The organism is Roseomonas sp. TS2 (assembly GCF_058833935.1).
Genome location: NZ_JCACVY010000136.1, coordinates 1 through 12,139, shown reverse-complemented (window position 1 = coordinate 12,139; position 12,139 = coordinate 1). Strand labels below are relative to the sequence as shown.

Genomic DNA, 12,139 nt, shown 5'->3' with positions numbered 1-12,139 from the left:
GCTGGGGCGTAGCCAAGCGGTAAGGCAGCGGTTTTTGGTACCGCCATTCCCAGGTTCGAATCCTGGCGCCCCAACCACCTCCCATGCCATTCCCGCCATCCGAAAGCCGCTCCCGCGCGTTGCCGTGCCAGGAGCGAAGGGAGAGCACGCATGGGCCTGTTGGTGGATGGCGTCTGGCGCGACCAGTGGTACGACACGAAATCGACCGGCGGCCGCTTCGAGCGCAAGGACAGCGCCTTCCGCAACTGGGTGACGCCGGACGGCGCCCCCGGCCCCTCCGGCGAGGGCGGCTTCCGGGCCGAGGCGGGGCGCTACCACCTCTATGTCTCGCTGGCCTGCCCCTGGGCGCACCGCACCCTGATCCTGCGCGCGCGGAAGAAGCTGGAGGGGATGGTCGGCCTCTCCGTGGTGCACTGGCGGATGCTGGAGGAGGGCTGGACCTTCGAGGACGGCCCCGGCGTCATCCCGGACCCGCTGCACGGGGCGCGCTGCCTGCACCAGATCTACACGGCCGCCCGGCCGGACTACACCGGCCGCGTCACCGTGCCGGTGCTGTGGGACAAGGCGCGCGGCACCATCGTCAGCAACGAATCCGCCGAGATCCTGCGGATGTTCGACCACGCCTTCGACGATGCCGGTGCCGCGCCGGGCGACCACTACCCCCAGGCGCTGCGCGGCGAGATCGACGCCGTCAACGCCCTGGTCTACGACCGCGTCAACAACGGCGTCTACAAGGCCGGATTTGCCACCACGCAGGAGGCCTATGAGGAGGCGGCGCGCGCCCTGTTCGCGGCGCTCGACGAACTCGACGCCCGCCTCGCCCGCCAGCGCTACCTCTGCGGCGGCGTGCTGACCGAGGCGGATGTGCGCCTGTTCACCACGCTGGTGCGCTTCGACCTCGTCTATCACGGGCACTTCAAGTGCAACCTGCGGCGGATCGCCGACTACCCGGCGCTGTTCCCCTACCTGCGCGACCTGTTCCAGACGCCGGGCTTCGGCGAGACCTGCGACTTCCGGCACATGCAGCGGCACTATTACGAGAGCCACCGCAGCATCAACCCGACCGGCATCGTGCCGGTCGGGCCGGCGCAGGACCTCGCCGCGCCGCATGGCCGCGCGGCGCTGGCGGGGTAGGCGCTACTCGATGCGGATATTGGCCTTGCGCACCAGCGCGCCGTAGCGCTCCGCATCGCGCCGCACCAGGGCCACGGCATCCGCGGCCGAGCCGCCGCCGGGGATGAAGCCGGCCGCCTCCAGCTTGCCGCGGATCTCGGGGTCGGAGAGGGCCTTGTTCATCGCCGCCGACCAGCGGCGCACCACCGGCTCCGGCAGCCCGGCCGGGCCCAGCAGCATGTACCAGACATTGATCTCGAAGCCGGGGAAGCCGCTCTCGGCCACGGTCGGCACCTCGGGCAGGGCGGCCACGCGCTGCGGCAGGGTGGTGGCCAGCGCTCGCGTGGTGCCGCTGCGGATATGCGGCAGGTGCGTCGGCATGGTGTCGATGGCGAGGTCCAGCGTGCCGGCGATCAGGTCGTTCACCACCTGCCCGGTGCCGCGATAGGGCACGTGGGTCATCTGGATGCCGGCCGTCTGGCACAGCATCTCCGCCGCCAGGTGCTGCTGCGTGGCGACGCCGGAGGAGGCGTAGTTCAGCTTGCCCGGATTGGCGCGGGCGAACTCGATCAGCCCCTTCATGTCCTTGTAGGGCGCGTTGGCGGGCACCACCACCACCAGCGGCACGGTGCCGGCCAGGGCGATGGGGGTGAAGTCCTTGTCCTGGTCGTAGGGCGGCGTGCGCATCAGCGGCCCGACGACGGACTGGGTGGAGACGGTGCCCATCAGCAGGGTGTAGCCATCCGGCCGGGCGCGGGAGGCGGCGGCGGCGGCCACGGTGCCGCTGGCGCCGGGGCGGTTCTCGATGGTGACGGGCTGGCCCAGCTCGGCGTGCAGCGAGGGGCCGAGCAGCCGGGCGATGATGTCCGTGCCGCCGCCGGGGGCGAAGCCCACCAGCATGGTCATGGCCCGGCTCGGGTAGTTGTCCTGGGCGCGGGCCGGCCGGATCAGGGCCGAAGGGGCGAGGGCGGTGGCGGCGCCCAGCAGGGCGCGGCGTGGCAGCAGCATGGATCGTATTCCCCTGGTTCGGCGTCTGGTGCGCCGAATCGTCGACAGTTCGCAGTCTGCCGCCATGCCGGGGAGAGGGCCACCCTGAATATGCGGCCGGGGACGATGCGTGGGGGGCAGGTCCGGGAGGGGCGGCGCCCCTCCCGCCTTGTCAGCCTTCCAGCTCGTGGGAGAGGGCGATGAGGTCGCGCGTGTGCGGGTGCTGCGCCTCGCCCGCCCGCAGCTGCGCCTCGGTCAGCTCCTCGACGATGCGGCCATGCTGCATCACCGCCAGCCGCCCGCAGAGATGGCCGATGACCGCGAGGTTGTGCGAGACGAGGATGCAGGTGAGCTGCCGCGCCACCCGCAAATCGGCCAGCAGGTTCAGCACCTCCGCCTGCACCGAGACGTCGAGCGCGCTGGTCGGCTCGTCGAGCAGCAGCACCGAGGGGTCGGCGATCAGCGCGCGGGCGATGGCGACGCGCTGGCGCTGCCCGCCCGAGAGCTGGTGCGGGTAGCGGAAGCGCGCGGCGCGCGGCAGCGCCACCTCCTCCAGCGCGCGGGCGATGCGCGCCTCGGCGCCCTCGATGCCGTGCACCTCCAGCGGCTCGGCCAGGATGCGGTCCACCGTCTGGCGCGGGTGCAGCGAGCCGTAGGGGTCCTGGAACACCATCTGCACGCGGCGGAAGAAGGCGCGGTCCCGCCGCGGCCCGAGCTGCTGGCCGGCCACGCGCAGCGTGCCGTCCCACCCCGTGACCAGCCCGGCGATGGTGCGCAGCACGGTGGACTTGCCGGAGCCGCTCTCCCCCACCAGCCCGTAGGTCTCGCCCGGCGCCACCCGGAAGGCGATGTCGCGCACCACGTGGTTGCTGCCGAAATGCACGTCGAGGCCGGCCGCCTCGATCATGGGGGTTTCGCTCATGCGCGCTTCTCCAGCCAGGCAGCGTCGCGCGTCAGCACCGGCAGGCGGTCGCGCTTCTGGCTCAGGCTCGGCATGCAGTCCAGCAGGCCGCGCGTGTAGGCGTGCTGCGCGCGGTGCAGGTCGCGCGCCGGCAGCTCCTCCATCACCTGGCCGGCATACATCACCACCACCCGGTCGCAGAAGCGGCCGACCAGCGGCAGGTCGTGGCTGATCAGCATCAGCCCCATGCCGCGCGCCGAGACGAGATCCTCGATCAGCTTGAGGATCTCGGCCTGCACGGAGGCGTCGAGCGCGCTGGTCGGCTCGTCGGCGATCAGCAGGTCCGGGTTGGGCGCCAGCATCATGGCGATCATCACCCGCTGGCCCATGCCGCCCGAGACCTCGTGCGGGTAGCTGTCCAGCACCCGGCCGGGGTCGCGGATCTTCACCTGTTCCAGCAGGGTCAGCGCCGCGTCGCGGGCCTCGCGCTTGCTGCCCTTGTTGTGGGCGCGCCAGGCCTCGGCGATCTGCGCGCCCACCGTCATCACCGGGTTGAGCGAGTATTTCGGGTCCTGCATGATCAGGCCGATGCGGCCGCCGCGCAGGCCCCGCATCTGCCGCTCGCTGGCGGCGAGGATGTCGGTGCCGTCGAAGCGCAGCGCGCCGGCCTGCACGCGCGCGGCCTCGGGCAGCAGGCGCATCAGCGCCCGCCCCGTGACCGACTTGCCCGAGCCGCTCTCACCGACGATGCCGAGCTTCTCGCGCCCCATGCTGAAGGAGATGCCGCGCACCGCCGCGGTGAAGCCCTGCGGGTTGGGGAAATCCACGCGCAGGTCGCGGATCTCGACGAGGTTTCCGTTGTTCATGCCGCTCACCGCTGCTTCGGGTCCAGCACGTCGCGCAGCCCGTCGCCCAGCAGGTTGAAGGCGAGGGAGGCGGTGAAGATGGCAAGCCCCGGGATCACCGGCACCCACCACTGCTCCAGGATGAAGCGGCGGGCGGTGGCGATCATCGTGCCCCATTCCGGGATCGGCGGCTGCGCGCCGAGGCCGAGGAAGCCGAGCCCCGCGGCGGTGAGGATGATCGACGACATGTCGAGCGTGACGCGCACGGTGAGCGAGGGCAGGCACATCGGCGCCACGTGCTTCCAGATGATGCGCCAGGGCGAGGCGCCGGTCATTTGCACGGCGGCGATGTAGTCGGTGTTGCGGATGGTCAGCGTCTCGGCGCGCGCCAGCCGCGCATAGGGCGGCCAGGCGGTGAGCGCGATAGCGATAACGGCGCTCTCCACCCCCGGCCGCATGGCGGCGACGAAGGCCAGCGCCAGGATCAGGCGCGGGAAGGCGAGGAACACGTCCGTCACCCGCATCAGCACCTTGTCCAGCAGCCCGCCCGCATAGCCGGCGACGCAGCCCACCACGAGGCCGAGCGGCGCCACCAGGATGACGACGGCCACCACCATGCCAAGCGTGACGCGCCCGCCATAGAGCAGCCGAGACCAGGTGTCGCGCCCCAGCTCGTCCGTGCCCAGCCAGTGTTCGGCGGAGGGCGGCTGCAGGCGGTTGGCCAGGCTCTGCGCGCCGGGGTCGTGGGTGGCGAGCAGGGGGGCGGCGATGGCCAGCACCAGCATGGCCAGCACCACGGCGAGGCCGGCCACCGCCAGCGGGTTGCGGCGGAAGGCGAGCCAGAGCTGGTAGCGCCGCCCCCAGCGCGCCTGGGCGCGGGAGGAGGGCGTATCGGAGAGCAGCCAGTCGCGCCGGGTGCCGGCGGGTTGTGTGGTTCCGCTCATCTCAGCGCACCCTCGGGTCCAGCAGGCGGTAGAGCAGGTCGGCCAGCAGGTTCAGCGCCACATAGATCAGGCCGACCACCAGCGTGGCGCCGAGCACCGCGTTCATGTCGGCGTTCAGCAGCGACACGGTGAGGTATTGCCCGAGGCCGGGCCAGGCGAAGATCGTCTCGGTGAGTACCGCGCCTTCCAGCAGCCCGGCATAGGTCATGGCCAGCACGGTGACGAGCGGCACGGCGATGTTGCGGAAGGCATGGCCCCAGACGATGCGCCCGCGCGACAGCCCCTTGGCGCGCGCGGTGGTGACGTACTCGCTCTTCAGCTCGGCCAGCATGAAGGCGCGCGTCATCCGCGCGATGTAGGCGAGGCTGAAGAAGGCCAGCACCCCGGCGGGCTGCGCCAGGTGCCACAGCGCGTCCCGGAAGGCGGGGATGTCGCCGGCCAGCAGCGTGTCGAGCGTCAGGATGCCGGTGCGCTCGTCGATCATGCCCTCGAAATAGATGCCCTGCCGGCCGGGGCCGGGGGCGATCTCCAGCGTGGCGTAGAACAGCAGCAGCGAGAGCAGCCCCAGCACGAAAACAGGGAGCGAGTGGCCGGCCAGGCAGAACAGCCGCACCCCCTGGTCGATCCAGCTGCCCTGCCGCGTGGCCGCCCAGACGCCGAGCGGCACGCCGACCAGCACGGCGACGATGATGGCCACGGTCGCCAGCTCCAGCGTGGCGGGGAAGAAGCGGGCGATGTCCTGCGTGACCGGGTTCGAGGTCATCACCGAGCGGCCAAGGTCGCCGCTGACGATCTGCCCGAGATACTTCCAGAACTGGATGTAGAGCGGCTGGTCCAGCCCCAGCTCCAGCCGGGTGCGCTCCACCACCTCCATCGGCGCCCGGTCGCCGACGATGGCGAGCACCGGGTCGATCGGCACCACGCGGCCGATCAGGAAGGTGACGAGGGCGAGGCCGAAGAGGGTGATGGGCACGCTCGCCACGGTGGCGGAGAGGGCCTGCAGGCGCAGCCGCGCGGCGCTCGGCCGGGACCGCGCCGTGGCGGCCGCGCCCGAGGGCATGACCGGGGAGGCGGCGGGCGCAGAGGCGGCGGGAGCAGAGGCGCCGGGCGGCGCGGCGGCCGCCCGGTGAGTGTTGTCTTCCGTCATGCCTTGGTGATGTTGGTGTAGGAGTGCCGGTCGTTCATCGGGCCCATGTCGAAGCCCTTCACGCCGGCGCGGGAGACCGAGATCTCGATGTCCTGCAGCATGATGACGAAGGGCGACTGCTGCTGGTGGTCGCGCTGCAGCGCCTCGTAGAGCGCGGTGCGCTTGGCGGCGTCCGTCTCCTTCAGCGCCGCCACGGTGCGGGCGGACAGCTCGGGGATCAGCCAGCTCGCGCGCCAGGCCAGCGTCCGGTTGCGCGCATCGTCGCTGTTGTCGGTGTTGATGCTGAAGGCTTCGGCGTTGCTGTGCGGGTCGAAATAGTCGGAGCCCCAGCGGACCATGGCGATGTCGTGCGTGCGGGCGCGGGTCTTGGTGATGACGGCGCGCTGCTCGCCCGGCAGCATCCGCAGCCGGATGCCGATCTCGGCCAGGTTGGCCTGCACCGCCTGGGCGATGTCGGAGAAGGGCGCGGCGGAGGAGTAGTCGAAGCCCAGCTCGAAGCCCTCGGCCAGCCCGGCCTTGGCCAGCAGCGCCTTGGCCTCGGCCACGTTGCGCTTGAAGGGGTGCTCGGTCAGCGCGCCGGGCAGGCCGGCCGGCAGGAAGGACTGGTGCACCGCGTAGGTGGTGGGCACGATGGCCTTCTGGATGCCCTCGTAGTCCAGCGCCAGCTTGATGGCCTGCCGCACCTCGGGCTTGGCCAGGTTGGCGTTCTTCTGGTTGAGGCTGAGATACATCACGCTCGCCTTGCGGGCGGACTGCACGGTGTAGCGCGAATCCCCCTCGAGCTGGCGGATCTGGTCGGCGCCGAGGTTGCGGGCGATGTCGTAGTCGCCCTTGGTCAGGCCGAGCAGCTGCGCCGAGGGGTCGGCGATGTGGCGCATGATGATGCGCTTGATCTGCGGGGCCACGTTGCTGTGCGGGTTGGCCTCCAGCACCACGCTCTCGCTGGCGCGCCACTGGCGCACGGCGTAGCTGCCGGAGCCGGCGCTGTTCTGCTTCAGCCAGCCATTGCCCCAGTCATCGCCCTGGGCCTTGGCCATGACGGCCGCCTTCTCCACCACCGAGCCGACGGCGGCCGAGAGGCAGTAGAGCAGGAAGGAGGGGGCGGTGGATTCGGCCGTCTGCAGCACCAGGGTGCGCGGGCCGGTGGCGCGGATGCGCTCGCCCACATTGTCCTTGTTGAAGCCGAACTGGTTGATGATGAAGGCGGGGGACTTGTTCATCACCACGGCGCGGGTGAGCGAGAAGGCCACGTCCTCCGCCGTCACCGGCTTGCCGGAGACGAATTTCGGGCCGTCCTTCAGGGTGAAGGTGAAGGTCTTGCTGTCTCCCGAGACCTCCCACTTCTCCGCCAGCTCGCCCTCGATCTGCGAGGGGTTGGAATTCGGCGTCGTCACCAGCTTCTGGTAGACGTTCCCGGCCAGCTCCGAGGCCGTGTACTCGAAGGCCTCGTGCGGATCGAGCGAGATGATGTCGTCGATCTGCTTGGCGAAGACGAGCACGCCGGGCGGCGTCTGCGCCGCGGCGGGGCTGCCCGCGAAGGGAAGGGCGGCGGGCGCCATGGCGGCGGCGCCCGAGGCGAGCAGCAAGGAACGGCGTGACAGCATGGTGAAGGACCTCCTGCGATGGACGCCTTCTAGCGCGGCGCGGGGGGGCGGCGCCATGCACAGCGTGCGTGAGGGTGCTGGCGCGGCGCGGCGCGGCGTGGCATCGGGGCCGGTCATGGAATTCTGGCAAGAGCTGATCCCGGCGCCCCGCCCGGCCGCCGCCCATGCGGAGCACTACCCGGCGCCGATGCCGGATGGCCGGGCGCTGGTGCTGCCGCTGCGCGACTATGGCGCCATCGCCGTCACCGGGCTGATCGGCAACCAGGCGGGCTTCGCCGTGCAGCGCGCGCTCTGCGGCTGGATGGCGGAAGCCGCCCGCCCCTTCGGCGCCGAGGTGGTGGTGGGGCTGCCGACGCTGGGCCATGTGTTCGGCGGCCCGGTGGCCGAGGCGCTGGGCCACCCCAACTGGGTGGCGCCCGGCTATTCCCGCAAGAAATGGTACGACCCGGCGCTCTCCGTGCCGACCTCCTCCTCCACCGCGCCGGATGCGCGGCGGATGTGGCTGGACCCGCGCCTGCTGCCGCGCCTCGCCGGCCGCCGCGTGCTGCTGGTGGACGATGTCATCAGCACCGGCAGCTCGGCGCTGGCCGGCCTCGCCTTGCTGCGGCTGGCGGGGGTGGAGCCGGTGGCGCTGTGCGTCGCCCTGGCGCAGGGCGACCGCTGGGTGCCGGACTGGCCGGTGGCGCTGCCGGTGGCCGCCGCCTTCGCCACCCCGCTGTTCCGCCGCGTGCCGCAGGGCTGGGTGCCGGACTGGTCCACCCTGCCGCGCGGCCTGGCCCTGCCATCCGGCGCCGGCCGGGCTATACCCCGCCCCCCGATCTCCGAGGAGCCCTGCTGATGCCCCGCCTCTGGCTCGTCCTTGGCGCCCTGTCCGGCCTGCTGGCGGTGGCGCTCTCCGCCTGGGCCGCGCACGGGCTGGTGCTGGACGAGGCGGATCACCGCCGCGTGCAGAGTGCGCTCACCATGCAGGGCTGGCACGCCCTGGCGCTGCTGGCCGTGGGCCTGCTGGCCGAGCGCCGGCCCGGCGCCCGGCTGGCGCACCTGGCGGGCGGCTGCTTCGCGTTGGGTTCGCTCGGCTTCTGCGGCGCCGTGTGGTGGCTGGTGCTGCGCGGCGAGTCGCTCGGCGTCGCGCCGCAGGGCGGCACGCTGCTGATGCTGGGCTGGCTGCTGCTGGCGCTGGCCGCGCTGCGGAGGCCCGCGGCATGAGCATCCAGAGCGCCTATCTCGCCGCCGAGGGCTTCGAGCCGGAGCTGGAGGAGGAGCTGCGCCGCGCCGGCGTCGCCATCGACCGCTGGCACGGCCCGCTGGCGCTCTCCGGGGCGCCGCCCGTGGGTGCCGCCTGGGCGCTCGACGTCTGGACCGACCCGCGCGAGATCGAGATCCCCTCCATCAAGGGGGGTGCCGCGGCGCTGCGCGCCATCCAGCGCAACTGGTCGCTGCTGCCGGTGCTGCACCACCGCCGTGCGGCGCTGATCGAGGCGGCGCTGCCGCCGGTGAAGGGGCGCGCGCTGCGCTTCCCCGAGCCCGCGCCCACCGGCCATCTCGGCGCCTGGACGCTGCTCTCGCCGGAGCGGATGCTGGCCAGCCCGACCAAGACCAGCCCCTTCCTCGGCGGCGCCGTGCGCTTCGAGGAGGACCGCGAGGGGCCACCCTCCCGCGCCTACCTCAAGCTGTGGGAGGCACTGACGCGCATCGGCCGCTGGCCCGGCCCGGGCGAGACCAGCCTCGACCTCGGCGCCGCGCCGGGCGGCTGGAGCTGGGCGCTGGCGCAGCTCGGCGGGCCGGTCATCGCGGTGGACAAGGCGCAGATGGACCCGGCGGTGGCGGCGCTGCCCAACGTCGCCATCCGCACCGAGAGCGCCTTCGGCCTGGAGCCGGAGAAGCACCCGCCGGTGGACTGGCTGTTCAGCGACATCATCTGCTACCCCGCCCGGCTGCTGCAGCTGGTGCGGCGCTGGATGGCGGCCGGGGCGGCGCGGCACTTCGTCTGCACCCTGAAGTTCCAGGGCGGGACGGACCACGACACGGCGGCCGAGTTCGCCGCCATCCCCGGCGCGCAGCTCTTCCACGGCGCCCACAACAAGCACGAGCTGATGTTCTGCCTGCTCGACCAGACGATCCGGGAATGAGTCCGCGCCGGCCGCCAAAGTCCTGGAATCGCGGCGAAGGGGCCCCATGCGTGGGCGTTGCGGTCAACCGCAGGCAAGGCACCTCATGAGGCTCTGATCGGCCCGCGGGTGGACTTGGCGGACCCGGTTCCTAGGATGGCGATCTCTTTACCGCCTCCGACCGGAGATATCCCCGCCCGATGCGATTGTTCCTCCTCGTCCTGCTTGGCCTTTGGCTGGGCCTCGGCCCGCTCCGCGCCCAGACGGCAAGCCCACCCCCCGCCGGCACGGCGGCGGAGCTTTCGCCCGAGGCGCTGGCCAGGCTGCTGGAGGACGACGCCAGCCGCGCCGCGCTGATCGCCCGGCTGCGCGCGGCCGGCGCCACGCCGGGCAGCGCCACGCCGGAGATGCCCGCCCTGCTCGCCCCGGAGCCGGAGCCCACCTTCGCCCGCCAGCTCGCCGAATACTCGCGCGACGTCGCGGAGCAGGCGGCCGGGCTGGTGCAGCACACCGTCTCCCTGGCGCGCGGCTTCAGGCAGCTGGTCGGGGAGCTGGCGGAGGCGGACCGCGCGGCGCTGTGGAGCGGCGCCGCCACCCTGCTGCTGCTGGTGGCGGTGGTGCTGGGCGGCTTCTACGCGCTGCGGCTGCTGGCGGCGCCGCTGCTGGCCGGTATCGCCCGCCGCGCCGCCGGGCGCAGCCCGCTGGTGCGCGCCGCCATCCTGCTCAGCGCTCTGCTGGTGGAGGCGATGACGGTGCTGCTGGCCTGGGGCGCCGGCTACCTCTTCGCGCTGAACTACGGCACCACCGGCGTCATCGCCGTGCAGCAGACGCTGCTGCTGAACGCCTTCCTGGTGGTGGAGGGCGGCAAGGCGCTGGTGCGCGCGGCGCTGATGCCGCGCTACCCGGCGCTGCGCCTGCTGCCGCTGGGCGACGAGGGCGCCCGCGCCTGGTCCTTCTGGCTCAGCCGCGCCGCCTCGCTGATCGGCTACACCTTCATGCTGCTGGCGCCGCTGCTGAACAGCAACGCCTCGGTTGCCGCCGCGCAGTCGCTGCGGCTGGTGGTGATGCTGGCGGCGCTGCTGATGGGCATCTTCGCCGTGCTGCGGCACCGCCGCGCCGGGCAGCGCTGGATCGCGCAGCGGCAGGATGTGCGGGGGCTGCGCGCCTTCGGCCGCGGCTGGACGGCGCTCGGCCATGCCTGGCACGTGCTGGCCATCCTCTACCTGCTGGCGCTGTTCCTGGCCTGGGTCGCCAATCCGCGCCATGCGCTGGGCTTCATGCTCTCCGCCACCTGGCAGTCGGTGGCGGCGGTGGTGGCGGGCGCGGTGGTGCTGCACCTGACGCGCCGCCTCTTCGCCGGCGGCGTGCATGTGCCGGAGACGGTGCAGGAGCGCCTGCCGCTGCTGCAGCGCCGGCTGAACACCTTCATCCCCGCCATCCTGCGGGTGGTGCGCGGCTTGGTCGGGGTGGCCATCCTGCTGGCGGTGGCGCAGGCCTGGGGCGTGCTGGACGTGCTGGGCTGGCTCTCCACCGAGGCGGGGCACCGCTTCGTCGCCGCCCTCGTCTCCGCCTCGCTGATCGTGCTGGTGGGCATGGCGGTCTATGTCGCGCTCTCCTCCTGGGTGGAGTACCGGCTGAACCCCAACTACGGCACGGTGCCGACCCCGCGCGAGCGCACCCTGCTGTCGCTGTTCCGCAACGCCGCCACGGTGGCGCTCTTCATCCTGGTGGCGATGCTGGCGCTGAGCGAGCTGGGGGTGAACATCGGCCCGCTGCTGGCGGGTGCCGGCGTCATCGGCCTGGCCATCGGCTTCGGCGCGCAGAAGCTGGTGCAGGACATCATCACCGGCGCCTTCATCCAGTTTGAGAACGCCATGAACGAGGGCGACGTGGTGGCCGCCGGCGGCGTCTCGGGCGTGGTGGAGAAGCTGACCATCCGCTCCCTCTCGATCCGCGACCTGAACGGCACGCTGCACCTCGTGCCCTTCTCCTCGGTCGACACCGTCTCCAACATGATGAAGGACTTCGCCTTCCACGTGGCCGAGATCGGCGTCGCCTACCGCGAGAGCATCCCGGAGGTGAAGGCGGCCATGCAGGAGGCCTTCGAGCGGCTGCAGAAGACCGAGCACGGCCCCTCCATCATCGGCCCGCTGGACATGCAGGGCGTCACCGCCTTCGCCGATTCGGCGGTGATGGTGCGCGCCCGCATCAAGACCGTCGCCGGCAAGCACTGGGGCGCGGGCCGTGCCTACAACGAGATCCTGAAGGAGGTGTTCGACGCGCGGGGCATCGAGATCCCCTTCCCGCACATCACCCTCTACATGGGCGAGGACAAGCAGGGGAACGCGCCGCCGCTGCACCTGGCGCGGCAGCCCGCCCGCCCGGCGCCGGCCGCGCCGGTGCCCGCGCCCAGGGTGATCGAGGCCAAGGTGACGGAGGCCAAGGTGACGGGGGGGCGGGCCGAGGACACCGGAGCCGAGGACGCCGGGG

11 protein-coding genes and 1 tRNA gene are annotated in these 12,139 nt (G+C 72.3%); 6 read left to right on the top strand and 6 right to left on the bottom strand.

Going from position 1 to position 12,139, the window contains the following annotated elements; genetic code table 11:
* Positions 1 to 2: 2 nt before the first annotated feature.
* Positions 3 to 77: transfer RNA gene (locus ACZJYS_RS17890), tRNA-Gln, on the top strand.
* A 73-nt stretch (positions 78 to 150) separates the two neighbouring features.
* Positions 151 to 1,134 carry a glutathione S-transferase family protein gene (locus ACZJYS_RS17885; protein ID WP_493179816.1) on the top strand — a complete coding sequence of 328 codons (984 nt, stop codon included), beginning with the start codon at positions 151 to 153 and terminating at the stop codon, positions 1,132 to 1,134.
* A gap of 3 nt (positions 1,135 to 1,137) precedes the next feature.
* Here ACZJYS_RS17885 and ACZJYS_RS17880 read toward each other — a convergent pair whose 3' ends face one another.
* The 6 genes from ACZJYS_RS17880 to ACZJYS_RS17855 all read right to left on the bottom strand — a co-directional run bounded on the left by ACZJYS_RS17880 (position 1,138) and on the right by ACZJYS_RS17855 (position 7,541).
* Positions 1,138 to 2,121, bottom strand: a complete 984-nt coding sequence (locus tag ACZJYS_RS17880; protein WP_493179815.1) for a Bug family tripartite tricarboxylate transporter substrate binding protein — start codon at positions 2,119 to 2,121, stop codon at positions 1,138 to 1,140.
* Between the two features lie 151 nt (positions 2,122 to 2,272).
* Positions 2,273 to 3,022: an ABC transporter ATP-binding protein gene (locus ACZJYS_RS17875; RefSeq protein WP_493179814.1), complete on the bottom strand. Its 750-nt coding sequence runs from the start codon at positions 3,020 to 3,022 to the stop codon at positions 2,273 to 2,275.
* A complete protein-coding gene (locus ACZJYS_RS17870; RefSeq protein ID WP_493179813.1) occupies positions 3,019 to 3,867 on the bottom strand; it encodes an ABC transporter ATP-binding protein in 849 nt (282 codons plus the stop codon). The genes ACZJYS_RS17875 and ACZJYS_RS17870 overlap by 4 nt, the downstream gene beginning before the upstream one ends.
* 5 nt (positions 3,868 to 3,872) lie before the next feature.
* Entirely contained in the window at positions 3,873 to 4,790 is a 918-nt protein-coding gene (gene nikC, locus ACZJYS_RS17865; protein WP_493179812.1) for a nickel transporter permease, read from the bottom strand.
* Between the two features lies 1 nt (position 4,791).
* On the bottom strand, positions 4,792 to 5,937 hold the full coding sequence (locus tag ACZJYS_RS17860) for an ABC transporter permease (protein ID WP_493179811.1): 1,146 nt from the start codon (positions 5,935 to 5,937) through the stop codon (positions 4,792 to 4,794).
* Positions 5,934 to 7,541, bottom strand: a complete 1,608-nt coding sequence (locus ACZJYS_RS17855) for an ABC transporter substrate-binding protein (RefSeq protein WP_493179810.1) — start codon at positions 7,539 to 7,541, stop codon at positions 5,934 to 5,936. Before ACZJYS_RS17855 ends, ACZJYS_RS17860 begins: the two co-directional genes overlap by 4 nt.
* Before the next feature lie 115 nt (positions 7,542 to 7,656).
* Here ACZJYS_RS17855 and ACZJYS_RS17850 point away from each other — a divergent pair, with 115 nt between their 5' ends.
* The 4 genes from ACZJYS_RS17850 to ACZJYS_RS17835 all read left to right on the top strand — a co-directional run.
* Positions 7,657 to 8,379, top strand: coding sequence for a phosphoribosyltransferase (locus ACZJYS_RS17850; RefSeq protein ID WP_493179809.1), 723 nt, complete (start codon positions 7,657 to 7,659; stop codon positions 8,377 to 8,379).
* Entirely contained in the window at positions 8,379 to 8,747 is a 369-nt protein-coding gene (locus ACZJYS_RS17845; protein ID WP_109518470.1) for a DUF423 domain-containing protein, read from the top strand. Before ACZJYS_RS17850 ends, ACZJYS_RS17845 begins: the two co-directional genes overlap by 1 nt.
* The gene (locus tag ACZJYS_RS17840; RefSeq protein ID WP_493179808.1) at positions 8,744 to 9,670 is read left to right on the top strand and encodes an SAM-dependent methyltransferase; all 927 of its coding nucleotides are present in this window, start codon (positions 8,744 to 8,746) and stop codon (positions 9,668 to 9,670) included. The genes ACZJYS_RS17845 and ACZJYS_RS17840 overlap by 4 nt, the downstream gene beginning before the upstream one ends.
* A gap of 179 nt (positions 9,671 to 9,849) precedes the next feature.
* Positions 9,850 to 12,139: mechanosensitive ion channel domain-containing protein (locus ACZJYS_RS17835; RefSeq protein WP_493179807.1), on the top strand; the 2,290-nt coding region annotated here is incomplete at its 3' end.

Excerpts from the sequence above, each read along its gene's own strand:
- nikC (WP_493179812.1), bottom strand. The coding sequence starts at position 4,790 with ATGAGCGGAACCACACAACCCGCCGGCACCCGGCGCGACTGGCTGCTC.
- ACZJYS_RS17885 (WP_493179816.1), top strand. The coding sequence starts at position 151 with ATGGGCCTGTTGGTGGATGGCGTCTGGCGCGACCAGTGGTACGACACG.
- ACZJYS_RS17880 (WP_493179815.1), bottom strand. The coding sequence starts at position 2,121 with ATGCTGCTGCCACGCCGCGCCCTGCTGGGCGCCGCCACCGCCCTCGCC.
- ACZJYS_RS17845 (WP_109518470.1), top strand. The coding sequence starts at position 8,379 with ATGCCCCGCCTCTGGCTCGTCCTTGGCGCCCTGTCCGGCCTGCTGGCG.
- ACZJYS_RS17850 (WP_493179809.1), top strand. The coding sequence starts at position 7,657 with ATGGAATTCTGGCAAGAGCTGATCCCGGCGCCCCGCCCGGCCGCCGCC.
- ACZJYS_RS17855 (WP_493179810.1), bottom strand. The coding sequence starts at position 7,541 with ATGCTGTCACGCCGTTCCTTGCTGCTCGCCTCGGGCGCCGCCGCCATG.
- ACZJYS_RS17875 (WP_493179814.1), bottom strand. The coding sequence starts at position 3,022 with ATGAGCGAAACCCCCATGATCGAGGCGGCCGGCCTCGACGTGCATTTC.
- ACZJYS_RS17860 (WP_493179811.1), bottom strand. The coding sequence starts at position 5,937 with ATGACGGAAGACAACACTCACCGGGCGGCCGCCGCGCCGCCCGGCGCC.
- ACZJYS_RS17870 (WP_493179813.1), bottom strand. The coding sequence starts at position 3,867 with ATGAACAACGGAAACCTCGTCGAGATCCGCGACCTGCGCGTGGATTTC.
- ACZJYS_RS17840 (WP_493179808.1), top strand. The coding sequence starts at position 8,744 with ATGAGCATCCAGAGCGCCTATCTCGCCGCCGAGGGCTTCGAGCCGGAG.